General features: G+C 57.8%; 23 protein-coding genes. 15 read left to right on the top strand and 8 right to left on the bottom strand.

Annotated features, from left to right (window positions below; genetic code table 11):
- Window positions 1-3 precede the first annotated feature (3 nt).
- Window positions 4-1,275 (bottom strand): aromatic ring-hydroxylating oxygenase subunit alpha, encoded by a 1,272-nt coding sequence (locus C7440_RS12130; protein ID WP_116518723.1) that lies wholly within the window; start codon window positions 1,273-1,275, stop codon window positions 4-6.
- Window positions 1,276-1,408: 133 nt separating this feature from the next.
- Between C7440_RS12130 and C7440_RS12125 the strand changes: the two genes are divergently transcribed.
- The 4 genes from C7440_RS12125 (at window position 1,409) to C7440_RS12110 (ending at window position 6,129) form a co-directional block, all read left to right on the top strand.
- Window positions 1,409-2,194: an IclR family transcriptional regulator gene (locus tag C7440_RS12125; RefSeq protein ID WP_116518722.1), complete on the top strand. Its 786-nt coding sequence runs from the start codon at window positions 1,409-1,411 to the stop codon at window positions 2,192-2,194.
- 137 nt (window positions 2,195-2,331) lie between these two features.
- On the top strand, window positions 2,332-3,600 hold the full coding sequence (locus tag C7440_RS12120) for a cytochrome P450 family protein (protein ID WP_165832569.1): 1,269 nt from the start codon (window positions 2,332-2,334) through the stop codon (window positions 3,598-3,600).
- 2 nt (window positions 3,601-3,602) lie between these two features.
- Window positions 3,603-5,018, top strand: coding sequence for an aldehyde dehydrogenase family protein (locus C7440_RS12115; RefSeq protein WP_116518720.1), 1,416 nt, complete (start codon window positions 3,603-3,605; stop codon window positions 5,016-5,018).
- Between the two features lie 10 nt (window positions 5,019-5,028).
- Complete coding sequence (locus C7440_RS12110) at window positions 5,029-6,129, top strand: alcohol dehydrogenase catalytic domain-containing protein (protein WP_243410916.1); 1,101 nt, start codon at window positions 5,029-5,031, stop codon at window positions 6,127-6,129.
- A 33-nt stretch (window positions 6,130-6,162) separates the two neighbouring features.
- On the opposite strand, the gene C7440_RS12105 is transcribed toward C7440_RS12110, so the two are convergent.
- From C7440_RS12105 to dctP, 4 genes are all read right to left on the bottom strand, one after another.
- Window positions 6,163-6,939 (bottom strand): helix-turn-helix domain-containing protein, encoded by a 777-nt coding sequence (locus C7440_RS12105; protein WP_116518718.1) that lies wholly within the window; start codon window positions 6,937-6,939, stop codon window positions 6,163-6,165.
- Window positions 6,940-7,141: 202 nt separating this feature from the next.
- Window positions 7,142-8,458: a TRAP transporter large permease gene (locus tag C7440_RS12100; RefSeq protein WP_116518717.1), complete on the bottom strand. Its 1,317-nt coding sequence runs from the start codon at window positions 8,456-8,458 to the stop codon at window positions 7,142-7,144.
- Complete coding sequence (locus tag C7440_RS12095) at window positions 8,455-8,955, bottom strand: TRAP transporter small permease (protein ID WP_116518716.1); 501 nt, start codon at window positions 8,953-8,955, stop codon at window positions 8,455-8,457. The genes C7440_RS12100 and C7440_RS12095 overlap by 4 nt, the downstream gene beginning before the upstream one ends.
- A gap of 21 nt (window positions 8,956-8,976) precedes the next feature.
- Window positions 8,977-9,951 (bottom strand): TRAP transporter substrate-binding protein DctP, encoded by a 975-nt coding sequence (gene dctP / locus C7440_RS12090; protein WP_116518715.1) that lies wholly within the window; start codon window positions 9,949-9,951, stop codon window positions 8,977-8,979.
- Window positions 9,952-10,210: 259 nt separating this feature from the next.
- Between dctP and C7440_RS12085 the strand changes: the two genes are divergently transcribed.
- From C7440_RS12085 to C7440_RS12070, 4 genes are all read left to right on the top strand, one after another.
- Window positions 10,211-11,002 carry an SDR family oxidoreductase gene (locus C7440_RS12085; protein ID WP_116518714.1) on the top strand — a complete coding sequence of 264 codons (792 nt, stop codon included), beginning with the start codon at window positions 10,211-10,213 and terminating at the stop codon, window positions 11,000-11,002.
- 45 nt (window positions 11,003-11,047) lie between these two features.
- Window positions 11,048-12,082: a LysR family transcriptional regulator gene (locus C7440_RS12080; protein ID WP_116518713.1), complete on the top strand. Its 1,035-nt coding sequence runs from the start codon at window positions 11,048-11,050 to the stop codon at window positions 12,080-12,082.
- A gap of 201 nt (window positions 12,083-12,283) precedes the next feature.
- Complete coding sequence (locus C7440_RS12075) at window positions 12,284-13,549, top strand: styrene monooxygenase/indole monooxygenase family protein (protein WP_116518712.1); 1,266 nt, start codon at window positions 12,284-12,286, stop codon at window positions 13,547-13,549.
- Window positions 13,550-13,572: 23 nt separating this feature from the next.
- The gene (locus C7440_RS12070; protein WP_116518711.1) at window positions 13,573-14,064 is read left to right on the top strand and encodes a flavin reductase; all 492 of its coding nucleotides are present in this window, start codon (window positions 13,573-13,575) and stop codon (window positions 14,062-14,064) included.
- On the opposite strand, the gene C7440_RS12065 is transcribed toward C7440_RS12070, so the two are convergent.
- Genes C7440_RS12065 through C7440_RS12055 form a run of 3 tightly spaced genes read right to left on the bottom strand, consistent with a single transcriptional unit; the run spans window position 14,057 to window position 17,393 of the window.
- Complete coding sequence (locus C7440_RS12065; RefSeq protein WP_279305865.1) at window positions 14,057-15,574, bottom strand: acyl-CoA synthetase; 1,518 nt, start codon at window positions 15,572-15,574, stop codon at window positions 14,057-14,059. The genes C7440_RS12070 and C7440_RS12065 overlap by 8 nt on opposite strands.
- A gap of 29 nt (window positions 15,575-15,603) precedes the next feature.
- Window positions 15,604-16,467 carry a MaoC/PaaZ C-terminal domain-containing protein gene (locus C7440_RS12060; protein ID WP_116518709.1) on the bottom strand — a complete coding sequence of 288 codons (864 nt, stop codon included), beginning with the start codon at window positions 16,465-16,467 and terminating at the stop codon, window positions 15,604-15,606.
- A gap of 8 nt (window positions 16,468-16,475) precedes the next feature.
- The gene (locus C7440_RS12055; protein WP_116518708.1) at window positions 16,476-17,393 is read right to left on the bottom strand and encodes an SDR family oxidoreductase; all 918 of its coding nucleotides are present in this window, start codon (window positions 17,391-17,393) and stop codon (window positions 16,476-16,478) included.
- A 163-nt stretch (window positions 17,394-17,556) separates the two neighbouring features.
- Between C7440_RS12055 and C7440_RS20190 the strand changes: the two genes are divergently transcribed.
- The 7 genes from C7440_RS20190 (at window position 17,557) to C7440_RS12020 (ending at window position 26,040) form a co-directional block, all read left to right on the top strand.
- Window positions 17,557-18,000, top strand: coding sequence for a Zn-ribbon domain-containing OB-fold protein (locus tag C7440_RS20190; protein WP_116518707.1), 444 nt, complete (start codon window positions 17,557-17,559; stop codon window positions 17,998-18,000).
- Window positions 17,997-19,145 carry a thiolase C-terminal domain-containing protein gene (locus C7440_RS12045; RefSeq protein WP_116518706.1) on the top strand — a complete coding sequence of 383 codons (1,149 nt, stop codon included), beginning with the start codon at window positions 17,997-17,999 and terminating at the stop codon, window positions 19,143-19,145. Before C7440_RS20190 ends, C7440_RS12045 begins: the two co-directional genes overlap by 4 nt.
- A 219-nt stretch (window positions 19,146-19,364) precedes the next feature.
- Entirely contained in the window at window positions 19,365-21,152 is a 1,788-nt protein-coding gene (locus C7440_RS12040) for a thiamine pyrophosphate-requiring protein (RefSeq protein ID WP_207775405.1), read from the top strand.
- A 9-nt stretch (window positions 21,153-21,161) separates the two neighbouring features.
- A complete protein-coding gene (locus tag C7440_RS12035; protein WP_116518704.1) occupies window positions 21,162-22,613 on the top strand; it encodes an aldehyde dehydrogenase in 1,452 nt (483 codons plus the stop codon).
- Between the two features lie 435 nt (window positions 22,614-23,048).
- A complete protein-coding gene (locus C7440_RS12030; protein ID WP_165832567.1) occupies window positions 23,049-24,053 on the top strand; it encodes a 2Fe-2S iron-sulfur cluster binding domain-containing protein in 1,005 nt (334 codons plus the stop codon).
- A gap of 26 nt (window positions 24,054-24,079) precedes the next feature.
- Complete coding sequence (locus C7440_RS12025) at window positions 24,080-25,486, top strand: aromatic ring-hydroxylating oxygenase subunit alpha (RefSeq protein WP_116518884.1); 1,407 nt, start codon at window positions 24,080-24,082, stop codon at window positions 25,484-25,486.
- Window positions 25,483-26,040 (top strand): 3-phenylpropionate/cinnamic acid dioxygenase subunit beta, encoded by a 558-nt coding sequence (locus tag C7440_RS12020; RefSeq protein WP_207775404.1) that lies wholly within the window; start codon window positions 25,483-25,485, stop codon window positions 26,038-26,040. The genes C7440_RS12025 and C7440_RS12020 overlap by 4 nt, the downstream gene beginning before the upstream one ends.
- Window positions 26,041-26,072: the final 32 nt, after the last annotated feature.

Here is a 26,072-nt window from a genome sequence, read left to right as displayed (position 1 = left end):
TGGTCAGATCGAGAATACGGGCTGATCGCGGGTGCCGTTGATATGCTCGTCAGCCCACTCCTGCGGCCTGGTGTCTTTGGGCAGCACCACGCCCGCCGCGCGCACCTGCTGTGCTTGCGCGCCAAGAATCGGCGGCTGCTCTCCGCTTTGCAAGCCGACGGCGTTATCATGCAGTAGCTTTCTCGCCATCACGATTGCGCGGTCTGTCGGCAGCAGCTTCTCGTTCTCGCGATCTTGTATCGGCCCCATGCTTTCCTGCAGCGACGCATCCTGAACCGCAAAGCCGAAGATTCCGCTATATGCGCGCTTTTCCTGCTGCGCCTTCCGGTCAACGAGATAATCATTATCTTTATTGGCCCTTGGACGCCAGCTGCCCGGCTCATACTCGCAATGAATTCCCTTGCCCGCCTGCATGTCCGCCCTCTCGGTTTCCGTAAGCGGCCTGTCGGGGCGAAAGTTTATGCTCCAGGCCCAGCAATTGTGGTCGTCAACCGGCACCCATACATGCCCGCCCAATGCGTGGTCGCCAAAGGGGGGAATTAGCGTATGCCAGGGAAACAGCCATTGTGTAATGCGCCAGTAATAGCTTTCCGGATCGGCGTTGCGGCGACCATATAGTGTCAGGCCAAATTCAGTCTTCTCAATTTCATAGACTACGTTGCCATCTGCCTTGATGTAATCCAACGACCGGGTTCCCTGATGCATGGGGTCATTGTCGACTTCGTAGCGATGGACATAGGTCACATGCGCCGTGTCGATTCCACCTTCCAAAGCTTGAAGATAATTGCACTCTTGCAAACGCTTGGAGACAAACACGTGGCTATCCGGCAGGGTGCTCCATTCCACGTCCAGATCGTCCGGCTGCAGTTCTTTGGGCCCCAGGTATGCCCAGACCACGCCCGCTTTCTCGATGCATGGGTAGCTCTTTATCCTCATATGCTCGCAGGCGCGCGGCGCGGACGGAACTTCAACACACTCGCCCAAGCGGTTGAATTTCAATCCATGATATGAACAGCGGATACCGTTTTCTTCGTTACGTCCAAAAAACAATGACGCGCCACGATGCGTACAGAATTCGGAGATCAAACCCGGACTGCCTTCGGTATCGCGAAATCCCAAAAGCTCTTCTCCTAGTATCTGGACCCTGACGGGCGGACCGTCCGGCTCAATAATTTCGCTGGAGAGCAATACGGGCGTCCAATAGCGCCTCATCAGTTCCCCCATAGGCGTTCCGGCGTTGGTACGAACCAGAACTTCGGCAACTTGCTTATCCACTTTCCGCTCCTAGAACAATGTCCACACACTGACTTGCAATGTCGAATTATTTTGTTCCGGGGTTTGACGAACGCCAATCAAAATGAGATAGTTATCCGCCTGTTGAGACAAAAATTAAGTCGCCATGAATAGAATGAAGGCTAAAAGCGAGAACATAAGAGCGGTCGACCGCGCATTGGAAGTATTGCTGGCCTTTCGGCTCGGCGATCGCGCACTGCCTGTGTCCACCCTGCTGCGGCGCGTGAATCTGAGCCGACCTACTCTTTATCGCTTGATTGCAACACTGCAAGAAAGAGGGTTTCTAGTGGCGATCGAAGGCCATCCCATGAAGCTAAGCCTGGGACCTTCTGTAGGACAACTTGCCAACGCGTGGCGTAGTTCATTAAGCATCACGCAGCTCGCTCAGCCAATGTTGAAGACGCTTTGGGAACACAGCCAGGAAACTGTGTCCCTATTCCTTCGCGAAGATATCTCTCGCGTGTGCGTCCTGGAGCTTGAAAGCCCGCACCCCCTTAGCTACCGCCGCGGAGTCGGCTACCGTCAGCTACTGGTGCGAGGCGCGAGCGGCAGGGTGATACTGGCGTTCTCGCGCGCCGAAGACGAAAGCTTCCGAAGCGCCTACGAAAACAGTTCTATCGCACCCGAGAGTCAAGCAGAAGAATTGCTTGCAATCCGCAAACGCGGATACGCCATCAGCCGTCATGAGCTGATCGAAGGAGCCGTGGCCATGGCTGCCCCCGTGCTCGACAACTCCGGCAACGCAATAGCCGCAATAGCGATATTCGGACCCAGCGTACGGCTTCGGCCGACCCAAGTACGTGAATACATCAAACCATTGTGCGAGCAAGCAGCACGGCTAAGCTTCGCGTTGGGACACACCCCCAGCGCAAAGTCCGGGACGAAACCACACGCGCAGTAAGTCCATGAAATCCGTCCGCGTTGCGGACGGTCGTCATGAAAGCCGCAAAGTCCTTTGCTCCAGACTTAAGATGCAATGGACCGTACTCTTACATCTGGGCACGGCGTTGTCTTCAACGTTGCCGAGCAGGGACCACCATGAAAATATCCACCGATTCCCGAGGCGAGATCATTGATCTTCCTCCGCTACCCTCTACCCTCAACCCCTTTCCTGAGTATGACAAACTGCGCGGAAAAGGGCCTGTCGTACGCATCCGAAACCCCGTCGGCACCGAGATCTACTTGATTACGCGCTGGGCCGAAGCTGTAGAAGCGCTGGGCCACCCCCATATTGCTAAAGGTTTCGAACATCTGCAATATGCGCTGAAGGCCCAGGGGCGCAGCGGCCCTGGCGCCGGCACTCCAATCGGTGGCACCGTGGCGGGCAATCTGTTGAATACCGACCCCCCCGACCACACACGCCTTCGCTCGCTGGTCATACTTGCATTCACTCCTCGCCGGCTGGAGCAGCTTCGGGCGTCGGTGGAACAACTGGTCGACAGTCTGATCGACCGCATGCGCACCGGCGCCGAAGCCGACCTGATCGCGGATTTTGCCTACCCGATAGGCATTACGACCATTTGCATGATGCTTGGGGTTCCGGAAGAAGACCGACTGCATTTCCGGCAGCAGGCAGAGTCGGTCATGACTCCGGGCCATCCAGACCAGGAAAAAAGCCTGGCGCTATTGCAAACCTATATCGCAAAGCTCATTGACGCCAAACGTGAAGCGCTCGTAGAGGGCGCTTCACCCGACGAGCAAACCGATCTGCTGAGCGCCCTGATTGCGGCGCGGGACTCTTCGAACGCCTTGACCACCGACGAGCTGCGCAGCATGTCTTATCTGCTGCTCATCGCCGGCCACGAAACAACCGTCGGACTGATCGGCAATGCCCTGCTGCACCTGATGCTCAACCCCGATCAAAGACAACTGCTCGTTGACGACCCCAGCCTGATCAAGAACGCCATCGAAGAAACGCTTCGCTACGATGGCTCCGTGCCCTACACAACGTTCCGGGCAACGTCGGCCGACGTAACCATCGGGGGCACAGAAATCCCTCACGGCAGCTTCGTGCAAATCGTTCTGCCCGCCCTGAATCGCGATCCCGAAAGATTCGACGACCCGAACCGCTTCGACATCCGACGGCAGATTCGGCAGCACATGGCCTTCGGCCATGGGGTCCACTTCTGTCTGGGTTCACACCTTGCCCGGCTCGAAGCACAAACCGCGGTAGGTCGGCTTGTGCAGGCATTTCCGAAAGCCGAATTGAACTGCAAGCCCGAGGACGTTCCATGGCTGGGCACCGTGATCCGAGGCGCAAGATCGCTTCCCGTGCGCCTCAATGAGCCCGCCTCAATGGAAAAATAGGCATGGATCGTCTTTTTAACATCAGCGCCGGAGACACCGCCCACGGGTCGGATTGGTATGCCGTAGAAGACCCTGCGTTTTTACACGCTATAGCTGAAGCGCCCATTACAAACCAGGGAGGTCTTGACGATGCCGTTTCGGCGGCTTCAGCGGCATTGCCGGCTTGGTCTCGAGATCTTGCGGGTCGCCGCCATGCCCTGAAGCAATGCGCCGACCTACTGGCCGCCAATCTCGACGAACTTGCGGTGCTTCTAAGTCGCGAACAAGGCAAGCCCCTGCCCGCAGCCAAACGCGAGATTCTGTCCGCCAGAAGCTACTTGCAATACTTTGCCGAGAAGCCGGCCGCTCAGGAGATTATTCGCCGCGACCCCAATCGTACGGTAGAGGCCGTGCGGGCGCCATTGGGCGTCGTAGGCCTTATCGTTCCATGGAATTTTCCTATCGTATTGCTGGCAATGAAGCTGGGCCCCGCACTATGGACGGGTAACACCGTCGTGGCGAAGCCCGCACCGACAACGTCGTTGACGACACTGGCCATAGCCAGGCTGTTCGCCGGCTGTCTGCCCGCGGGTGTATTCAATACGGTAACCGGCGGCGCCGAGTTGGGGGCCTCTCTTGTAAGTCACGAGGGCGTGGCTAAAGTGTCGTTCACCGGCTCGACACCAACAGGCAAGAGGATCATGGCGGGCGCCGCACCCACTCTTAAACGCCTGACACTCGAACTGGGCGGCAACGACGCTGCGATCGTCCTTGCCGATACCGACCTGGACGCCGCCGCACCGTTGTTGTTCGAACGCGCGTTCATGAACGCCGGTCAGGTCTGCTGCGCGGTAAAACGTCTTTACGTGCACAGTTCTCTTTACGAACCCATGGTGGAAAAGATGGCGGCGATTGCTGCCTCATGGCGCGTCGGTCCCGGTTTGGTCGATGGAGTGCACATGGGCCCCTTGAACAACCGTCAACAGTTCGACCATGTGCACACCTTGCTGCGGGACGCTGTCGCGGCGGGCGGTCGCATCGTTACCGACACCGCAACGCCCTCTGAATGGCCCGGCCACTTTATTCGGCCGACTATTGTTGCAGACATTCCAGAAGACAGCCGCCTGGTGCAGGAAGAACAGTTCGGTCCCGCCTTGCCCATTTTGCCATTCGATAACGAAGACGAAGCAATTTCCCGCGCCAATGCGTCGGAATACGGTCTGGGAGGATCCGTGTGGTCTTCTGACCCCTCGCGGGCCGCCGCGTTGGCAGCCCGCCTGGAGGCGGTCAATTTGTTCGTGAATCAACACGCGACGCCTCCGGAACCTTCTATTCCTTTTGGTGGCATGAAGCACAGCGGATTCGGCTACGAGTTCGGCGACTGGGGCTGTGATGAATTCGTGGTGCGCAAGGTCTTGCACACACCCTGTGGAGCATAACTTGAGAAAGATGAGAGCAGCCATTCTTGAAATGGCTGGACAGCCCCTAGTCCTGGTCGATGACGCCGAAATCGACGATCCGCGCCCCGGCGAAGTGCTGGTTCGAATCTCGCACTGTGGCGTCTGTAACACCGATTTGGGGCTGGCCGACGGAAAAATGGCCTACCCCGTACCGGCGATTCTGGGACACGAAGCGGCCGGCACCGTAGCGGCCGTAGGCACCGGCGTTAGCGACCTTGCCCTAGGGCAGTGCGTCGTAGTGTCGATGCGGCCTTCATGCGGCGCCTGCTACTACTGCCTGCGCAACCAGCCAGTTCTATGCGCCAAGGCGGTAAGTCCCTCTCTTGTAGCCGGCCCCACCGGCAGCGACGTGCGCGTCCGGCTGTGCGGCATACCTGTCACCCGGGGCTTGCGCTTGGGGGCTTTCGCAGAGTATGTACTGGTAGAACGCGAAGGTGTCGTGCCGATTCCGGACCCCATCCCTCTGGAGCATGCCGCCGTAATGGGCTGCGCCGTTCAAACCGGCATGGGGTCGGTGGCGAACGTAGCCGCCGTGCCCAAGGGGGCCAGCGCCGCGGTGATCGGTCTGGGCGCCGTCGGTCTGTCGACAATCCAGGCGCTGCGCATCGCTCAAGCTCAACCCATCGCCGGGCTGGACCTCCATGCCGAACGACGCAGCCAGGCTCAAAGCTTTGGAGCGCACATAACCTTTGACAGCCATGCCGATGGGCTGCAGGCCTCTTGCCAAGACTTGACCGAAGGCGTGGGGTTCGACTATATATTCGATGGCGTTTGCAGCCCTGAAACCTTGAAGCTGGCGGCCGCCTTGGTACGAAAAGGCGGCACGATTGTAATGATCGGCGTTGCAAAACCCACCGAGCCCATTGCTGTGGGAGCGCTTGACATGGTGCTGAGACAGCTGCAGATCAAGGGCTCATATCTGGGCAACTGTCACGCCCAAAGAGACCTGCCGCACTACTTCGACCTTTGCTGCAGCAAAGAGTTGAATCTGGGCGGGCTGATTACCAAAGAGCGGCCGCTGGAAGAGATAAACGATGCGCTTGAAGACCTGCGCGAAGGCATAGGCATACGGACCATCTTGACGCTTTGAGCAGACTCAGATTACAGGTGACGATTGCGGGCATCACAGCGTATGAGGCTGACGGGTATGCGCAAGCTGCTCGATCTGGACAGCTATCGCCCTGGCCTCATTCAAATAGTTCGAAACGGCTTTTTCAGCTGTGATTACCGCGCTCATCATGACAATGGTCCAGTACACCGCAGCGTTGTCGCCGCATCGGATCGGCAAAGAGATCGAGCAGGTTCTGGGCACAAGGCCTTCGTCCCGAAACCCGCACCCCAAGATACCCGCATCCCGAATCAGGCTGTTAAGCTTGTATAGATCCCAGTTGTTTCCACTTGTCACGGGCGAAACCTCGGGCGAAGACTGTATCCAGCGCCTGCGTTCATCCGTTTCCAAACTTGCAAGATAAGCCCGGCCCGGGGCGCTGCTGGCGATGGGATGTTTTTTTCCGATACGCGGGTAGGTCAGCGCCCGCGGCGAACGGAAGATAGCACGCGTAACCATAACATCTGACTCGAGCACATGAATATACGAAGGCCAACAGATTTCGTCGCTGAACGCCTTCAGCAAGGGCTTGGCTATTTCGATGACATGAGCGCTAGGACCATATCCGCTGGACAGCTTGGTAACCTCGCTTGTTAAGCTGTATACGTCCGTAATATCATCGCGCACCACGTACCCTGCCTGCATCAAAGTCTCTAGCACTCGATACACTGTCGACCTGGGCAAGGTACAAGCTCGGCTAATTTCGAGGGCGGTGAGGTAGTTTCGGGTGTTCAAGGCTTTTAGCACCTCTAGTCCACGCCGGAAACTCCGGATAGTAGAGTCGTTCATCATGTCTCCTTAATGCTTATACCCCCTGTCAAGGCAAGGACACCGAAAAAGCCGAGTAACAAAGGAAAGGGGCTTCTTCACTGCGTCGAGGGCATGTTTTTTAGTGGATTATCTTTCATATTGATTATTCTGTCCACCATATGGTCATTCTTCACTGATAAAGCCGGCTGTCAGCCGGCTTTATCAGTAATACCTCATCACGTCCTTATTCCGTCATCAACGAGGGCAGCCAAAGGCCAAGCTCTGGAAAGAGCAACACAGCGGCCAGCACGAACAGCTCAAGCATGACGAACGGCGCGGCGGCATAATAGATGGTTTTCATGGAAAGATGGGGTGGCGCCACACCTTTCATGACGAACAGCAACAATCCGAAGGGCGGCGTAAGAAAGCTGACCTCCATTGCCAGAAGATAAATAACGCCTAGCCACAACAGATTGATGTCCACAGCGGCCGCCACTGGCAAAAAGATAGGAATGGTGATCATTGCCATGCTGACCTGGTCCACAAAACAACCCAGTACCAGCAGAATCAACATCATTCCCAACATGACCTTGAACGGCGTCGGGTCAAATGCTTGAAGCACCGTCACGATACCGTGGCTGGCGCCCGAGAAAGTAAGCAACTGACTGAACGAGGACGATGCAACGATAATAAACATAATCATCACAACCGTCATTGCGGTTTCATGCAGGGCGCGCATCATGGCCGCCATGGTGAAACTACGGTACAGCATGGCAGCCAGCATCGTCGCCAGCGCCCCCAATGCCGCCGACTCGGTCGGAGTGGCCAAACCAGCGATCAAGCTACCGACCACCACAATGACAATACCGGACAGCGGAACCACGTACAGCAGAAATGGCCCGATGCGTTCGCGGAAAGTTATCGAGGCATACTGTTCAGCCGGCGCGTCCTGCGGGCGCTGTATGGCCCTGACAATAATGTAAGCCGCAAATAGCACTGACAGCATCAGGGCCGGAACGATGCCCGCGATGAGCAGTTTCGCTATTGAAATGCCTGCCAGGCTACCCACTAGAACCGCGAGTGCGGAGGGCGGTATCAACATGGCAATGGCGCCGGTGGCCATGATGGGCCCCATCGCCAAAGTCGGGTGATACCCCCGCCCAAGCAAACTGGGCAGCAAGGCCTTACCCAGCATCGCCGTATTGGCGATGCTGGAACCAGACAAGGCGGCAAACACCGTACCGCCTGCCACCGCGACCAACGGCATTCGCCCCGGAACACGAGAAATCAAGCGTTCTATCGCATCGATGGCGCGAAAGGCAAGCCCGGTATGCAACAGAACCTCGCCCATCAAAATAAAAAGAGGGATGGGCGCCAAAGTGTAATTGGCCACGGAGCCGACGCTGTTACGTACCACCTGCATCAGGCCGGGCTCCCCGCCCAAAAATACCCAGGCGCCGACAAGGTTGATGCCGAAGAAAGCCAACGCAACCGGTATTCCGGTTATCAGCAGCGCACCCAGGCCTCCTCCGAGCAGAATCAACGACGAAAGCCATGTCATATGCCCTCTCCTTCGGAATCCGACCGTTCAATTTCGACGCCGCGTCCGAGAGCCTGACGAACAAACTCCACGCAACACATCATCATGCTGATCGGCATGAAAAGAAGGATCCACCACTCTGGAAACACAAGGCTTTTGAATAGCAGGGTACCGCGCGCGTAGGACTCCAGTACCGCCTCAGCGCCAACGACGGCCATGAAACCGCAAATTGCGGCGCACACGACCGCCATAACACGAACAACCCAGGCCCGGACGTAATGCGGCAATGTCATCAGGACAATATCCACTGCGACATGACGTCCATGACGAAGCACCCATGGAGCGCCCAGAAACGTCATCAGCAGCAATGCATATTCGACAAGGTCTATCATCCAGTAAATGCTCTGACCCTGCACGCAGCGTATCAACACATCGACACCGATACCGATGCTAATGAGCAGTATCAGCATCCCGGTCAAGGTACCGCAAAAATCAAGAAATCGATCGTAGTAGCGCATAATGCGTCGGCATCCCCTGTTCTATTTTGTAAGAAGGGTGCGCAGCTTTGCCCCTTCCTTTGACTGGGACACGACCTGCTTCCAGGCCGCTTCGCGTGCTGTGCTTAGCCATTTTTCGCGCGCGGCGCCTTCGAAAGCGATTGCCTTGATGCCAGCGTCGGCCTGTCTGCGAATCTCCTGCTCTTTCAACACAATGTTGTCCTGGAAGTCGGTTTCCTCGATCCAGCGCGCCATGCGGGTCAGAAACTCTCTTTGATTGTCATCAAGAGATTTCCACCGGTCCAGGTTGACCAGCATATTGACATCAACTTTGTAGAAACCCGGATCCACCCGAAACTTGGTTACTTCCTGCCAGCCAAGATCAAATATGCCAATAATTGGCCATCCATAACCCTGCACCACTCCTCGCTCCAGTGCGGTATATACCTCGCCCGAAGCAGTCTGAACAACATTGGCGCCGAGCGCCCGAAAGAACGCGGCATACGCCGGCGTGACGCGAATCGTCAAACCGCTCAGGTCTGGTTCGGCTACTTCTCGGCTCAGAAACAAATGCAAGGGTAAATTCTCGCCAACACGGGCCAAATACCATGCATTCATTCTTTCGTTGTGCAACTGGTTGATGAAGTCCCATGCGCCATTTTCACGCTCTTCGGCCAGGGTAAGCTCGCCCAGCTTAAGCGCATCGGCCTCGGGCAGCATCGAGGTATACAACGCGCCCGCGACGTTCACGATATCCACCACTCCCCGGCTAACAGCGCTTCCCACTTCAAACGGCGGCATGGCCGGGGGACCACCCAGATATTCGATACGAACAAGGCCTTTGCCCTCGGCATTCACCTTCTCGATAAATTTCTCGAACGCGCCCGACGCGGCCGTGCCAGACGCAAATGCACTAACCGCTCGCAGCACAACTTCTTCGGCTTGCGCGGCGCCGAAGCTCACCGCCATGACCACACCGGCGAACAGGGATGGCATTTTTCTTATTAATACACGCATTGAATTCTCCTCACTTAACAATGGCAACGAAGAGCTTAGTTCGCTGCGAGACCTCATGAAGCCGACTTATCGCACTTGTCCGGTTGGCGGGCAAGAAGCCGAAAATCCACCCCAATGGCGGCCTACGGCAAGCGCATGGACACTACTCATACGAAACATGCTGCACATCATGCACGCGGCGACTGCCAAAATATCATCGCCGCTCAGCTTAGCTTGGCCTTAACATCAACTACTTCCATAGAGGATCAGGAGTACGAACATGCGAGGACTTGAGAACAAGGTGGCAATAGTTACCGGTGCGGCCACCCTGCTTGGCAGGGAAGTTGTCGCCGGGCTGATCGAACGAGGAGTCTGCGTGCTGCTTGCCGACATCGACGAAGCCGGAGGCGAATCCGCCGCGAAACAACTTGGCCCACGCGCCGCATTCTGCAAGACCGATGTGCAGGACGACGCCCAGATTGGCCATTGCGTCAGCAAAGCGGTGACACATTGGGGCGGCATCGATTTTCTGGTAAACCTTGCTGCGGTCTACTTGGACGCCGGCATGCAGTCGCCCCGCTCAGACTGGCTGACCGCACTGAATACCAACGTGGCAAGCACCGCCATGCTGATCCAGGCAGTTGCCCCTGAAATGATCAAACGAGGGGGCGGGGCCATCGTCAATTTCGGCAGTATCAGCGGCCACATCGCGCAAGCAAACCGCTGGGTTTATCCCGCCACCAAGGCAGCGATACTACAGCTGACGCGCAACGCCGCGGCCGATCTTGCCAAGGACAATATCCGCGTCAACTCCGTGTCTCCTGGGTGGGTATGGTCGGCGACATTCGATCGGCGCACTGGCGGCGATCGCGCCGCGGCGGACGCAGCGGCGGCGCCTCTTCACATGCTGAACAGAATGGCCGACCCCGCTGAAGTAGCGGATACCGTGGCGTTTTTGCTATCTTATGAGGCACGGTTCACCACCGCCACCGAGCTTGCCGTGGATGGCGGCTATCTGGCGCTGGGGCCGGAGCAAGGCCTTCTGGGCGCAGAACGCTTCAAAAGCTCGTAATATCACGGTCAGGGGCGCAAAGCCTTCAATCGTATTGGAGGAATCTTGACATCGCATCGGCAAAACCACGACCAGCCCTCGCCCGCTCCCGACGACACGACCACCGCTGGCAGGGTTCGGTTCTCGGCGCTTGACCTGAATCTCCTGCGCATCTTCGATGCGGTAATGGCCGAGCGCAGTGTCGTCGCGGCCGGCAGAAGGGTCTCGCTTAGCCCATCCGCCGTCAGCCATGGGCTGGGGCGCCTTCGGGCCTCGATCGGCGACGAGCTTTTTACGCGGGATGGCTCTACGATGCGCCCCACATCGTTTGCGATCGAGCTGGCTCCTGCGGTCAAAGACGCGCTTTTACGATTAAGGCTCGCGCTCGAAAACCGCGACTTTGACCCGCGGCAAAGCAATCGGCACTTTGTGGTCGCCGGCACCGACTACGCCGGCGCCCTGCTGATGCCGGCTCTGGTAAAACGCCTGGTCCAGCAGAATGCATCCGTCTGTGTCGACGTGGTGTCTCTGCATGGTATGGACATCGCACAGGAACTCGACGCCGGACGCATCGATCTCGCCGTCGGCACGTTTGTTGAGATTCCTTCCAGGTTTCGCACCGAACTACTCGAAGAAACCGAGCAGGTCTTCGTCACCTGCAAAGATCATCCGGCGCAGACGCTAGGCATCCACGATCTTGCCACCTATCCGCATGTGGTGGTGCGCCTTGTCGACACCCCCCCTTCGACTAAATCCGGAGCGGCCGCCACCGATCGGGGAATCCGCCGAAACGCGCACATCGGAGACTCGGCGGGGCTCGAAGGGGTTCTTGCCAAGCATGGGTTGCGCCGCACCATAGCGGCAGTTGTCCCCCACCCCCTGGCAATCGGCCCTATCGTTTCACAATCGCACGTCATTGCCATGCTGCCCCGCCGGCTGGCCGAAGCGGCCGCTCGGGCGTTCGACCTGAAAATCCACGATGACCCGTGCGGCAAGGTGCTTTGGCCTTACTCGCTGGTCTGGCACGAACAAGCCGACACAGACATCGGCGTCGCGTGGCTGCGCTCGCAACTATTGGATGCTGCATACGGTGCACGATAGTCGAGCGAAAACTTCATCGTCTCTTCCTGATAAATAACAGGCAAATCGCGCCATCATACGGCTATGGCTAATCGCTTTGCGCAGGACCGACCCCGCGCAGAACGCATGGCTATTTGCGTTCAGTTTTCGCTGGCGTGGTGTTCTTCTGCTTTGCATATTCGAGCAGCACGCCAGGCATCCACATATAGGAGAGACATCAATATGCGATCGATTGCAATCATCGGCGGCGGCCACGCCGGCCTTCAACTTGGTATCGGACTGCTGCAGCATGGCTACAAGGTGTGCGTTGTAACCGACAGAGACGCCGATGCGATCAAGAACGGCCGGATCCTTTCCAGCCAGGGCATGCAGAAAACGGGGCTGGACCATGAACGCGCCCTGGGTCTCAACTTCTGGGAGGAAGAGGCGCCAAAAATCGAGTTCTTCGAGTTTTCGCGTCGTACCGATGACGGAGGACGAGACGTCAACTGGCGTGCGATACGGCCGGCTTACGGAAACTCCATCTGTCAGAGAGTCAAGATTCCCCGCTGGATGGAAGAATTCGAACGGCTGGGCGGCGTCCTGCAGATCCACCAGGCGGGGGTTGCCGACATTGACGCGCTCGCGCAGAGACATGACCTGGTCATCGTTGCCTCAGGCAAGGGCGAAGTGGGCCGGCTCTTCGAGCGCGACGCCCTGCGTTCTATTCATGACAAACCGCAACGCGCACTGGCGCTGACCTACGTCACCGGCATGGAGCCCACCACCCCGGTGCGCGGAAACTGTTTCAGCATGGCTCCCGGCATAGGCGAGTACTTTGTGATGCCCGCGCTGACAACCAGCGGCCCCTGCGAAATCATGGTCTTCGAGGGCATTGTGGGCGGTCCGATGGACAGCTGGTCGGACGTCGGCTCCCCGCAGGAACATCTGGCGCGAAGCAAAGAACTACTCCAGCGCTTCTTCCCATGGGAGGCCGCGCGCTGCGCCAAGATCGAACTGACCGACGCCAATGGAACACTGACCGGCCGATTCCCGCCCACCGTGCGCAAGCCGGTGGCCACCATGCCTTCGGGCCGCGCCGTGCTGGGCATCGGTGACGTCGTCATGCTTAACGATCCGCTGACAGGCCAGGGCTCGAACAACGCAAGCAAAGCCGCCTGGCATTACCTGCAGCGCATTCTGGCTCACGGCGACCAAGCCTTCGACCGCGGCTGGATGCAGGAAACCTTCGAAAGCTTCTGGCGTGAACGCGGATGCCTGACAACAGAATGGTCGAACCGGATGCTCGACTTCACCCCCCACATGCATGACGTCGTCGAGGCCGCAAACGATCACCACGAAGTGGCTCAAAGGTTCGCAGCCTCGTTCAACCATGCGCCTGACTACTTCCCGTGGCTCTTTGATCGCGAGGTCGCCGATCGCATGTTCGGTCCGATCTTCGGGCAACGCCATCGCATGAAAGAAGACGCGGCGAGAACAGCCGCCTGAACGAGACACGCCAGGAGAGAAAAATGGTTTCCAACACATCCTTTCGTGACGCGATGTCGCGTCTTGGCGCCGCCGTGAATGTGGTAACCACCGACGGCACAGGGGGACGCGCCGGCTTTACCGCCACGGCTGTGTGCTCTGTTTCGGACGAACCGCCCACTGTCCTCGTCTGCGTGCACTGCAATAGCCAGGCCGGTATCACCCTGCGCGAAAATGGGCTTTTGTGCATCAATGTTCTGCGCGCCGGCGACAACGCCGTGGCGGATACCTTTGCGGGCCGCTCGGGCGTCTATGGCAATGATCGATTCGGTTCCGGAGAATGGTATCAGCTGTCGACCGGCGCCCCGGTCTTGAAATCCGCCCTCATCGCCCTGGATTGCCGCATCTTCGAGACACAGAAGGTCGGCTCGCACTGCGTATGCCTGGCGCGGGTGGAAGCCATTCACGAAGGGCACCAAGGACCTGCGCTGATGTACTTCCAGCGCCGCTATAGCGCATTGGAAGCCGCTATTTGACCTGGTCCGGCCAGTAAGCGTCCCGCATCTCTTTTTTCATGAGCTTGCCGGTTTCCGTTCGAGGCAGCTTTTCAACAAACTCGAAAGACCGAGGCACCATGTATCGTGCCACACGTGTTTTGCAATAGACCGTCAGTTGATCGACCAGATCGGCTGACGGCTCGACTCCGCGCGCCAGTTCAAGCACGGCCTTCACCTCTTCGCCCATCTCTTCGTTAGGGACGCCAAACACCGCGGCATCGGCCACCAAGGGATGTTCGATCAGGGCGTCCTCGATCGCCTGGGGGTAGATATTGACGCCTCCCGATATAATCGTGAAGGCCTTTCTGCCAGTCAAGTACAGGTAGCCGTTTTCGCGTATGACACCTATGTCTCCCCCGGTGACCCAGTTGTCATGTTCGGGGTGGCGCGAAGCACGAGTTTTCTCCGGATCGTTCAAGTAACGTGGGAGCGACTCGGGCTCGCCAACGAAATACACCTGGCCGGGTTCTCCGGCTGCTGCTTCAGAGCCGTCGTCCCGGCACACCTTCACGCGTTCGGGGTCTGCCTGTCCCACCGAACCGGGATGTTGCAACCATTCCTCGCAAGTGATCGATGTGATTCCTGCGCTATCAGTAGCGCCGTAATACTCATGCACTATAGGCCCCCACCACGAAATCATCTGGTGCTTTACATCGGTGGGGCATGGAGCGGCGGCATGAATGGCTATTCGATGCGACGACAGGTCGTATCGTTCGCGTATGCTCCTGTCCAGCTTCAGCATGCGCACGAACATTGTAGGCACCCATTGAGAGTGCGTGACACGATAGTGCTCGATCAGTCTTAATGCCTGCTCGGCGTCGAACTTTCGCATGAACACCAAGGTGCCTCCGGCCATATGGACGGCACGGCAAAACCGCATGGGCGCCCCATGATAGAAAGGCGCAGGAGACAGATAGACGGTGTTCTCATCAATGTCGAAGAGCTCCCCGGTATCGATCCAGCCCCCCCATGTTGCCGAGGCGGGTACGTTCGGCATGGGGCGCAGAACGCCCCTGGGCCGGCCCGTGGTTCCAGAGGTATAAGACATCACGGCGCCCATTGTCTCGACCTCCGGAGGTAAAGCACTCTGGAGCGCAAGGGCTGTCTCGTAACGCTCCCACCCCGGAAGATCGCCATCCATCACGAATAAGTGCCCACAGCCGGGAATCTGACCCGGCAGCGCCTTGGCGACATTTCCTTGGGCCGCCGTCGTAAAGATGGCTTTGGCGCCACAGTCGTTCACCACATACGCCACCTCTTCGGCGTTGTAATAGCGATTCAAGGGCACGGCGCGCAGCCCCGAACGCAGCGCCGCCCAGATCACCGCCATATACGAAAGGTGGTTCTCCATAAAAATGGCGACTTGATCGCCGCGGCGCAGCCCGCGCTCGTGCAGCAGGCGCGCAACCCGGTTCGACTCCGCGTTCAGTTGTTCATAAGTCAGCAATGAGCCTGTTTCGGCGTCAATCACAGCGGGTTTCTTGGGCACTTTCCGTGCATAGGTTCCGATATACACAATTAGCCTCGTCCGCTTTGCAATATAAGTTGACCAGCATCGAGCACTGTCACGTTGCGCTCGACGGCGATACAGCGAAAGGCGTACTCGCTGTCGCCCAGCTGATAGAACTGAGTGCGCATGCGCTCGCCTGGATAGATCGGGGTCGAGTAGCGCCCCTGGATATGCTTGATGCGCTGGGCGTCATGGCCGCATAGCGCCCGCACGGATGCCGTGCTTGCGTAGCCGAAGGTACACAGGCCGTGCAAAATAGGCTTTTCGAATCCTGCCCGTCGGGCCACTTCCGGATCGACATGCAATGTGTTCCGATCACCGTTAAGCCGATACAATTGCGCCGCATTGGAGGGAATGCAGACTTCGAGCTCAACATCGGCGTCCCTGTCGGGCGGTCTTGCCGCCTTGGCTTGGCTGCCTGAAGCGTCGGCCCGCACACCAGCGCCCGGAAACACGAAACAGCCCCCAACGGTGGCCAGGTGCTCGGAAGTGCCGGATTCAAGAAGACGCTGTTCAAAATAGACGGACACATGCTTGCCCGGCCCACGATCCACGACCCCGGAGATGCGCCCATGCACAATGACACGGCCCGCTGCCGGCAATGCCCTGTGCAACGTCAAGCTGGTTTCTCCATGCAGCATTCTCCTGACGTCTATGCCGGTTTCGGGTTGCCGCAGCCAAGGCAGGTTATGTCCGGCGATCAAAGCAAACATCGGCGTCGACTTGAGCCGCAGGTCAACGACGTATTCAAGCTCCGCTTCGACATCATGCCCAAGTCCGATACTCAGGGCATAAAGAATTGCGTCCTTTTCGGTGTAGTCCACCGGTATTTCTGTTTCCGGCAAATTGCGAATGACTTCCAGATTAATCATGATCCGGCTCAGATAACGTCCCAACTCACGACATCGCGATGCGACTTGAGAGCAATAAAATCATCCTGGAACGACGGCAGCATGGTAGCCGCCAGACTCTCGGCGTCCCAGCCGTCCGACTTGTGTACAGACCGGATGATGCGTGGCTGACTGAATAGATAGACTTCATTTCCGCGGGATCCAAAAACCTGCCCCGAAACAGACGCCGCCAGATCGCTTGCCAAGAACACGCACAGTGGCGCGATATGCTCGGCCTTCATGCTTTCTTTGAGCTTGCGCATCCGCTCACCCTGCTCGGGCGTGCGGATAGGAACGCTTTCGATCAATTGACTCCAGGCCCACGGTGCAATCACGTTCGATCGCACATTGAAACGCTGCATATCCAGAGCGATACCGGTAGAAAGCCCCACCACGCCCATTTTTGCTGCGGCGTAGTTGGCCTGGCCCAAGTTGCCTATTAGCGCTGAAGATGAACTGAAGTGAATATAGCTGCCGGAGTTCTGCGCTTTGAAATGGGGAGCCGCCGCGCGCGACACGTTGTAATAGCCATACAGGTGTACTTTGATGATGGCATCCCATTCAGCTTCCTCCATATTGAAGAACATCCGATCACGCAGAATTCCCGCATTATTGACGACACAATCAATACGTCCGTAGGTGTCGACAGCCTGCTCGATAATACGCGCCGCCGCGGCGCTGTCGGAGATATCCTCGGAGGAAGACACCGCGGTACCGCCCTCTGCGACGATTTCCCGCACGACACTATCGGCAAGCCATCCCGAATCCGCATCGGTGGACTTCGATTTAGCGATATCCGCGACGACTACCCTTGCGCCGGCCGCAGCCGCTTGCCTGGCAATGGCACGACCTATCCCTTGAGCCGCGCCCGTAACAACCACAACTTTAGAGTCCAGAGTTTTTTCCATACGATTTCGTTAAGCCTTGAGTAAGATGATTTGACTGCTGCACAGGCGCAGCGTAAGCCGGATGCCCGACGTGCTAAAAAGCGCTTACCCAACTGCCCGGGATGCGGACACCACGGATGACTAATCAATGACCCGGCATGGTTCTTGATGAAATACAGCATCAATGCCACATTACGGAGCAGCTGTGAACTCCCCCCCATCCTCGTCTCGCCTTCTACCCAAAGCCACCCCTGAAACTCAACACTTCTGGAGCGGCATCAGCCAAGAAAAACTGCTATTGCAAGCGTGCAATGACTGCTCAAAGCATTATTTTCCACCCCGCCCTTTTTGCCCAAACTGCGGCTCACACTCGGTATTGGTAACCCAATCCACCGGCAAAGCGTCCTTGCTCAGCTATGTCATCAGCGCCAAGCCCGCACCCGGACTGGAAGCCCCCTATATCGTCGCGATCGTCGCTCTTCACGAAGGTCCCCAAATGATGACCAACATCATCAACTGCGCGCCTTCACCCGATTCGCTACACATAGGCATGCCGCTTCGAGTGGTCTTCCAAAGGCAGAACGACGAAGTTTCCCTTCCTCTTTTCGAACCGGCAGAGCACAAATGAACGCACGTATAGCAGTTGTCGGCGCAGCCGAATCCACAAACATGGGCGTCATTGAAGACCTGTCCCAACTTGGCATCGCAGCGGATGCCTCGTTGAACGCCGTGCGCGACGCCGGCATCAGCCTGAGCGACATCGATGGGATTGCCATAGCGGGAGAGGCCCCAGCCAGCTTGGCGCATTACCTGGGAATACAGCCCACCTGGCTGGACGGCACCTCCGTCGGCGGCTGCTCTTTCTTGATGCATGTCCGCCATGCCGCCGCGGCCATTGCCTCGGGACTATGCAAGACCGTGCTGGTCGCCCACGGCGAAAGCGGTAAATCACGCATAGCGGCAACCGGACTCCCCTGGCCGCCGCCGCCCAGCAGTCTGGCCGGACAGTTCGAAGCCCCCTTCGGAGCCATCTCCTCGCCCACGATGTTCACCCTGCCGGTGCTCAAGTATCTTCATGAACATGGGCTGGGCCTGGAGGCCTTGGCCCACGTTGTCGTGGCACAACGCAAATGGGCCGCGCAGAACCCGCGAGCCTTGTATAAAGAGCAAATCAGCGTCGAAGAAGTACTGGCGGCTCGAATGATCGCGTATCCATTTACGCGTCCCATGTGCTGCCCGCTTACCGACGGCGGAGGCGCTCTTATTCTGGTTGCAGCCGAGAAAGCCAAAGACATGGCGGAACGTCCGGTCTATGTCATAGGAACCGGCGAAAGCTCGGAGTCCCCGCTTATTAGTCAAATGCCCGACCTGACCTCGTCAGGAGCCTTCAAGCGCTCGGGAGCCCAAGCGTTCTCGGAAGCCAACATCTGCGTCAAAGACGTCGATCACGTGATGATCTATGACGCTTTTGCCCACCTTCCCTTGTACGGGTTGGAGGCACTGGGGTTCTGCGCCGCAGGCGAGGCGGCGGGCTTCATCGCCGAAGGCAACACTGCGCCGGGCGGGAGCCTGCCGGTCAACACCAACGGCGGCGGCCTAAGTTATATGCACTCGGGTATGTACGGCATGTACGCCATGCAGGAAAGCGTGCGCCAGTTGCGCGGGCGCGCGCCCGCGCAACTGGCCGATCCCAGGATATCCGTGTGCCATGGCGTGGGCGGCATGTTCGCGACGGCGTCAACCATAATCTTTTCCACCGAGGCCTCCGTGTAGAAAATAACAATTAAAAATGTCCGCAGAGCAGTCAATAAAAACAAGTTTTCATGGAAGCCAGGGATACAAGAAACCCCCTCCTTCCATGTAAATAGCCATTTTTCTTAGTTCTATTAGAAAAATTACGATTGACCGCACCCTCTCATACAAAATATAATGATTTGAATGTCCGTTAGATGGACAATAAAAACCGACGTATTGGAAAAATATTGCCAGATCATGGCAAGCAGTTCTCGTGAACTCCCGCGGGGTTTACGCCTTTCATACTTAATTCCTCAATCTATGAATACGCAATCTCCAACGGCATCGCACTATTTTCTTGAAGCTCTAATGGAGCTCGGGGTCGAGTACCTGTTCTGCAATCTGGGCACTGACCATGCGCCCATCATCGAGGAAATGGCTCGATGGAAGAAAGCAGGGCTGCGTCATCCCGAGGTCATACTTTGTCCGCATGAAAACACGGCGGTGCATATGGCAGCCGGCTACGCAGTCGCGACCGGGCAGGGGCAGGCAGTACTGGTACACGTCGACTCCGGCACGGCAAATTCCGCGATGGGGCTGCACAACCTCTTTCGCACGCGGATACCGGTATTGCTCATGGCCGGCCGAGCGCCTTTCAGCACTTACGGCGAACTCCCCGGGTGCCGCGACACCTATGTGCACTTCATACAAGAGCCTTTTGACCAAGCCGGGGTCGTGCGCCCCTATGTAAAGTGGGAATACACCCTGCAGTCGCCCGCAGTGGTGAAAGAGGTTCTGGCGCGTGCGCACACCGTGATGCAAAGCGACCCCATGGGACCCTCGTATCTCATGCTGCCGCGCGAAATCCTGGCCGCTACGCACGATGCCGACCAAGTACGTCCCGTCGACCTTAAGCGCAATCCGCCTTCGAAGGCTGGCGGCGCCGACGCCGAAACCATCCGGCAAATCGCTCAACGTCTCCTGACGGCCGAGAACCCGTTGCTGGTTACCGCGTATGCGGGGCGTAACCCCGAAACACCCGGCCTCATCGACGAACTGGCGCAATTTGCCGGCATACGCGTATGCGAGTTCAATCCCGTTTATCTCAATATCCGCCGAGACTCGCCTTGCTTCGCCGGCTACCAGCCCGACCCTTATGTCAAAGACGTCGACGTCGGACTTCTGGTTGATGTAGACGTACCCTGGATCCCCAAGTACACCCAAGAGAACCCTGACACCTGGTGGGCTCAGCTGGACGTCGATACCAGCAAAAGAGATATACCGATGTGGAGCTTTCCCACGCAGCTGCGTGTCGAAGGCGACAGCTTCAAGCTGCTAAGCCAGCTGCTTGAAGAGCTCCGCAGAACGGCTACCCCCGAGTTCCTGGAACGCGCCAAGAGGCGCCTGGCCGGGCTGGCCGAGCAGCACGCCCAACAGGCCGCCGCCGATAAAGAGCTTGCCGCTGATCCCGGCGCCGAGGGGCAGATAAACCCGCACTACTTATGCGCGGTCCTGGGAAAACTCCTGGACGCAGACGACATCGTGCTCAATGAAGCGGTCCGCAACGTCTTACCCGTGTTCAAACAAATACCCAGAACAAAAGGGGGGACGCTTATGGGCATGTCGGGCGGCGGCCTGAGCTACTCGGGTGGCACGGCCTTGGGCATGAAGCTGGCCCGCCCGGACCGCAACATCGTACAGATAATCGGCGACGGAACGTTTTATTTTTCGAATCCCAGTTCGGTCTATGCGGTGGCCAGACAGTTCGACCTTCCGATACTCACCGTCGTGCTCGACAACTCGGGTTGGTCCGCTGTGAAGCAAGCCACACTAAGAATGTATCCAGACGGCGAAGCCAACCAGCAGGATCAGTTCTCGGCGATCTTGGCTCCCGATACGGATATGGCCAAGCTGGCCGAGTCGGCCGGGGCCTACGGCGAAGTGCTGGCCGACCCGGCCGACGCTGAAGCAGCTATCCAGCGCTGTCTCGCCGCGGTAAAAGGCGGGCAGGCAGCGATTCTCCAAGTACGCGTTTCAAAACTATAAGGGGTCAGGATGAAAAAGGTACAACTTCGCATCGGCGCGGATTTACGCGAAGCAGGCAACGGTGCATACTTTGAACGCCTCAGTCCGCTGAGCGGCCAGATCGCCACGCGCGCCGCGGCGGCCACGGTCGAAGACGTCAACGCCGCCATCGATTGCGCCGCCGCCGCATTTGACGAATGGTCAAGCACCGGCCCCAATCATCGGCGCGCCCTCTTTGCGCGTGTGATTGAACTACTTACCGAACGGGCCGATCAGTTCATCGAAACCATTATTGAAGAAACCGGCGCCACCACCGCGTGGGCCGAGTTCAATGTGCATGGCTCGGTGAATGTGCTGCGCGAATCCGCCGCGCTGGCAACCCTGGTTACCGGCGAGCAGATTCCGTCCGACCAAGCAGGCAAGCTGGCCATTACGCGCCGCGTGCCGGCCGGCGTCGTCGTGGGCATGGCTCCCTGGAACGGCCCTCTGCTTCTAGGTGTGCGCGCCATCGCCATGCCCCTGATCTGCGGCAACACTGTCGTATTGAAAGGTTCAGAGCTTTGCCCTGCAACCCACCATCTTATCGGAGAACTGTTTGTCGATGCCGGCTTCCCCGCCGGGGTCGTGAATGTGATCTTGCATGACTCAAAATCGGCGCCCGCCATCGTCGAAGCCTTGATCGCCCACGAGGCCGTGCGTCGGGTGAACTTTACCGGCTCGACCCGGGTGGGGCGCATTATCGGCGAACTGGCTGGCCGGCATCTGAAACCGGCCTTGCTCGAACTGGGCGGCAAAGCCCCTCTTGTCGTGCTGGAAGACGCAAACCTTGACCAAGCTGTCAATGCCGCGGTGTTCAGCGCCTACATGCATCAAGGCCAAATCTGCATGTCCACCGAACGTATTGTGGTCGACGAAAAGATCGCCGACGATTTCGTTTCACGCCTTGCCGCAAAAACGGCCACTCTGGCAGCAAGCGACCCTCGCACCAGCACAACCGCATTGGGTTCGCTCGTTAACGAAACCTCTGCCGACCGCGTCCAGGAACTGGTGGACGACGCAGTAAATAAAGGGGCTCGTCTGGTTACCACCCCGGCCCGCAACGGAAGCATTCTTGATCCGATCATACTGGATGGCGTGCGATCTGAAATGCGCATATACGCCGAAGAATCGTTTGGCCCCGTTGCTTCAGTGATACGGGTCAAAGGCGTCGAAGAAGCGATTCGGGTGGCAAACGATACCGAGTACGGCTTGGCCGCGGCCGTGTTCGGCAGCGATATCGCTCGTACGCTCAGGGTCGCCGAACGGATCAAATCGGGCTTGTGCCACGTTAACGGCCCCACGGTAAACACTGAAGCCCAGTTGCCGTTCGGCGGCATCAAGGCCAGTGGCTATGGCCGTTTTGGCGGACGCGCCGCAATCGAAGAGTTCACCGATCTCCGTCTCCTGACGATTCAGACCCTAGACCACCAGCTTCCGTTCTAAAACCGCTTCGGCCAGGCATGGTTGTGCGGGAAACCCGCAGCCATGCTTCGCGCGCCAAGTAAAGCAAAGAAGTCACACCCCTCCGAACCAGTTCGAACCTGTTTCCGTCTTCCCTTTCCGGTTGAGCGAGTCTTGCGCTTCCCGTTCGCTACCTCCTTCCATTCATCTTGCCCAAGCATGACCCATCTCCCAACAAAATAACGTCCACCAGACGGACATATAATATAAATTCAAGCGTATAAATCAATGTAGTCCATCCAGGCTCAATACAAGCTTCTTCCCTTATTGAAGCTGTGCCATCTGGATTTATAAGAGCTCTTGACGTCAAACATTGAACCTGTATAATTTGAGACTACAGACCACACAATGGACATTACGGAAAAATAGGCCGCATAGGGTATGGCCGTAAGCCAGTCGCACACCGCGGACTCAATCATGTCGATCCCAGTACAACTCGTTTTCTCAGACGGACACACCAACACTTTGCACCTGGCCCCCGGTACAAAAGTTCTGGAAGCCGCCCGAGAGCGCGGCATTCAACTGCTTACCGACTGCGAAGAAGGCAATTGCGGAACCTGTCAGGCCCGGGTGTCCCGCGGCACGGTCGAAATGGATGAGTTCAGCCCCGCCGTACTCACCGAATCCGAGCAGCAAAGCGGCGTCGTGCTCGTTTGCAGGGCTCGCGCCACAGAAGCTGCCGTCATCGAACTGCCCTACTCCGGCGATGACGCCCTGGCCGCCTCGGAAGCGGGCAGCACCGCCGTCGTAGAAAGCATAGAAACGGTCGCCGCCGACACCATGGCGCTTACGCTGACAACCCAGGACGCCCTTGCATTCCTCCCAGGCCAGTACGTTAATATCACGCCTTCCGGAGACTTCCACCGGTCGTTCTCGATGGCGAACCCTCCCGGCCAGAAGCTGCTGACGTTCTACATTGCCCTGCAGCAAAACGGCCTGTTTTCCGACTGGCTGTCGTCCGCGAACGTCGGCGACAGCGTCGAACTAAGTGCGCCACGCGGCACGTTCTACCTACGGGACGACACACAGCCCAAGATCATGGTCGCCGGCGGAACCGGCCTTGCGCCTTTGCTTTCCATGCTTGAACAGATCGCTCAATCCAAGCAAGCCGATATCCGCGCCACACCCATCGAACTACTCGTCGGGGCGCGCCACGAGAACCAATTGTTCCAGCTGGATCGTCTCGAGCAACTTAAAAGTCTTTTGCCAGGGCTGTCCATCCAGGTGTCGTGCGACAAAGTCGATGACACCTCCCCCTACAGACAAGGACGCGTCACCGAGCTGCTGGACGAGCTATCGATCGACCGCTCCTCTTCCATCTACGCTTGCGGCCCTCCCCCCATGATCGATGCCGTCAAAGGCATCCTGAAGGCCAAACGCATTCCCGCCCGACAACTGTACGTCGAGAAATTCATTGGTTAAAAATGACTCACGAGGAAACCACGCCCATGAAGCAAGAAGCCCCTTTCATTCAAAGCAACGACCTGCGTACCACCCCTGCGAAGCCGTTTGCGAACTATGTCGATCGCGAAGCCGGCCTCATCAGCCGTGAAATTTTTTCCAACGACACCATTTACAAGGCCGAGCTTGAACGCGTCTTCACAAAAGCCTGGCTATTCGTAGGACACGAAAGCCAAGTCAAGAACCCGGGCGATTTCTTTACATCCCGCATGGGCAATGAATCGGTCATTCTGTGCCGCGACCAAAAAGGAAAGCTCCACGTCTTCCTCAACACATGCCGCCACCGGGGCATGAAGGTCTGTCAGTATGACGAAGGCAATACCAAGCAGTTCGTCTGCCCCTATCACGCCTGGAGCTACACCACCGAAGGCAAGCTATTCGGCGTGCCGATGTACGGCGCGCTCTATGAAGAACATCTCGACAAAGAAGAATGGTCGCTGATCGAAGTTGCGCAACTGGCCAACTATAAAGGCACGGTCTGGGCAACTTGGGACAAAGACGCACCGCCTTTGCTAGAGTATCTAGGCGATGCCAAAGAACATCTGGACCTCGCCCTGGACGGACTCAACGGCGTTCCGGGTGATACCGAGGTGTTCGCCGGCGTCCAGAAATGGATCATCCCCGCAAACTGGAAGGTGGGCGCCGAGAACTTCCTGGGCGACACCTATCACAACCCCAGCCATCGCTCTGTAGACGAAATCGGCATCGGTCCCAGTGCCCAATCGGGCAAAAAGGGCCGACGCGATGACGAGCTTGCAGGCGCCCAGCACGTCTGGGTCAATTTCCCGGCCGGCCATGGCGCCCATTCCGCCATTCAACCCAGCATGCTCCCCTATGCCGAGGCGTACCAGGACAATCCCGAAGTTGAACGCTACTTTCGCCAGTGCTACGAAGAACGCCAAGAGCGCATGGGCGACAGGTCTCGCTTGCTACCTTTCGTAGGCACCATATTCCCCAACATGGGCTTCAACGGACGTCAGCCCCGCTCCATCACCGTGTTTCACCCCCATGGACCGATGCACACAGAAATCTGGAAGTGGTACCTGATCGACAAGCAGGCGCCCAAAGAGGTGCGAGACATTCTGCGGCACTTCTTCATGCGATACCAAGGCCCCGCCGGAATGACCGAGTCGGACGACATTGAAAACTGGCAGATGGCTACTGAAGCCAGCGCCGGTCCGATCGCGCGCCGCTATCCCTACAACTACCAGCAATCGCTGGGGCAGGCCGGCCCGCACGAAATGCTGGCGGGCAATGTGTCGACCCAGATTTCCGAAGAAAACCCGCGCACCTTCTACACGCGCTGGACCGACTACATGGACGAGAAACCTTGGGACCACCTGATGGGCAACCATGATCCCGTCTTTGTTGAACTGAACAGGAGCAAGGCGTGAGCGTTATAGAAACCCCCATCGCAAATCGACAAGAACTGCGCGAACTTACCTGGGAGGCCGAGCGCTTCCTATATCGTGAAGCCGACCTGCTCGATGCCAGGCTCTATGAAGACTGGCTCGACACCCTGCACGAAGATCTTGTCTACTTCATGCCGATTCTGCGCAACGCGCGCCACAACGAACTGGAGCAGCGCGAGGCCACGCGCGAAGGCATCGACATCAGCTGGTTCGAGGAAGGAAAATGGACGATGGGCAAGCGCATCGAACAAATCCGTACCGGAGCGCATTGGGCCGAAGAGCCCGTCTCACGGGTGGTGCATTTCGTATCCAACGTGTATGTCACATCCGTGGATGAGGCCAATGGCGAGCGTGAAATCGGCGTTTCCAGTCGAATACTGGTTCGCCAGAATCGCAACCAGTACGAGAACATCGTGCTTGCGGCGCGCCGCAACGACGTTTTGCGCAACTCTGGCGGAGCCTGGTCTCTGCTGCGCCGTGAAATCAAGCTTGCCGAAAACGTGCTCTCGGCGAAAATGCTGACCACCATTCTGTAAAGAATGCACGCGTAAAAACCGTGCCGCGACAG

The organism is Pusillimonas noertemannii, assembly GCF_003096595.1.
In the GTDB taxonomy this organism is placed as follows: domain Bacteria; phylum Pseudomonadota; class Gammaproteobacteria; order Burkholderiales; family Burkholderiaceae_B; genus Pusillimonas; species Pusillimonas noertemannii.
Note: the sequence above shows the minus strand (reverse complement) of the source record. Positions and strands in the feature narration are given on the sequence as shown.

What these genes read in the sequence shown, in the direction of transcription:
- C7440_RS12125 (WP_116518722.1), top strand. Translation starts at nt 1,409, where the DNA reads ATGAAGGCTAAAAGCGAGAACATAAGAGCGGTCGACCGCGCATTGGAA.
- C7440_RS12120 (WP_165832569.1), top strand. Translation starts at nt 2,332, where the DNA reads ATGAAAATATCCACCGATTCCCGAGGCGAGATCATTGATCTTCCTCCG.
- C7440_RS12115 (WP_116518720.1), top strand. Translation starts at nt 3,603, where the DNA reads ATGGATCGTCTTTTTAACATCAGCGCCGGAGACACCGCCCACGGGTCG.
- C7440_RS12110 (WP_243410916.1), top strand. Translation starts at nt 5,029, where the DNA reads ATGAGAGCAGCCATTCTTGAAATGGCTGGACAGCCCCTAGTCCTGGTC.
- C7440_RS12105 (WP_116518718.1), bottom strand. Translation starts at nt 6,939, where the DNA reads ATGATGAACGACTCTACTATCCGGAGTTTCCGGCGTGGACTAGAGGTG.
- C7440_RS12100 (WP_116518717.1), bottom strand. Translation starts at nt 8,458, where the DNA reads ATGACATGGCTTTCGTCGTTGATTCTGCTCGGAGGAGGCCTGGGTGCG.
- C7440_RS12095 (WP_116518716.1), bottom strand. Translation starts at nt 8,955, where the DNA reads ATGCGCTACTACGATCGATTTCTTGATTTTTGCGGTACCTTGACCGGG.
- dctP (WP_116518715.1), bottom strand. Translation starts at nt 9,951, where the DNA reads ATGCGTGTATTAATAAGAAAAATGCCATCCCTGTTCGCCGGTGTGGTC.
- C7440_RS12085 (WP_116518714.1), top strand. Translation starts at nt 10,211, where the DNA reads ATGCGAGGACTTGAGAACAAGGTGGCAATAGTTACCGGTGCGGCCACC.
- C7440_RS12075 (WP_116518712.1), top strand. Translation starts at nt 12,284, where the DNA reads ATGCGATCGATTGCAATCATCGGCGGCGGCCACGCCGGCCTTCAACTT.
- C7440_RS12070 (WP_116518711.1), top strand. Translation starts at nt 13,573, where the DNA reads ATGGTTTCCAACACATCCTTTCGTGACGCGATGTCGCGTCTTGGCGCC.
- C7440_RS12060 (WP_116518709.1), bottom strand. Translation starts at nt 16,467, where the DNA reads ATGATTAATCTGGAAGTCATTCGCAATTTGCCGGAAACAGAAATACCG.
- C7440_RS12055 (WP_116518708.1), bottom strand. Translation starts at nt 17,393, where the DNA reads ATGGAAAAAACTCTGGACTCTAAAGTTGTGGTTGTTACGGGCGCGGCT.
- C7440_RS20190 (WP_116518707.1), top strand. Translation starts at nt 17,557, where the DNA reads ATGCCACATTACGGAGCAGCTGTGAACTCCCCCCCATCCTCGTCTCGC.
- C7440_RS12045 (WP_116518706.1), top strand. Translation starts at nt 17,997, where the DNA reads ATGAACGCACGTATAGCAGTTGTCGGCGCAGCCGAATCCACAAACATG.
- C7440_RS12040 (WP_207775405.1), top strand. Translation starts at nt 19,365, where the DNA reads ATGGCAAGCAGTTCTCGTGAACTCCCGCGGGGTTTACGCCTTTCATAC.
- C7440_RS12035 (WP_116518704.1), top strand. Translation starts at nt 21,162, where the DNA reads ATGAAAAAGGTACAACTTCGCATCGGCGCGGATTTACGCGAAGCAGGC.
- C7440_RS12030 (WP_165832567.1), top strand. Translation starts at nt 23,049, where the DNA reads ATGTCGATCCCAGTACAACTCGTTTTCTCAGACGGACACACCAACACT.
- C7440_RS12025 (WP_116518884.1), top strand. Translation starts at nt 24,080, where the DNA reads ATGAAGCAAGAAGCCCCTTTCATTCAAAGCAACGACCTGCGTACCACC.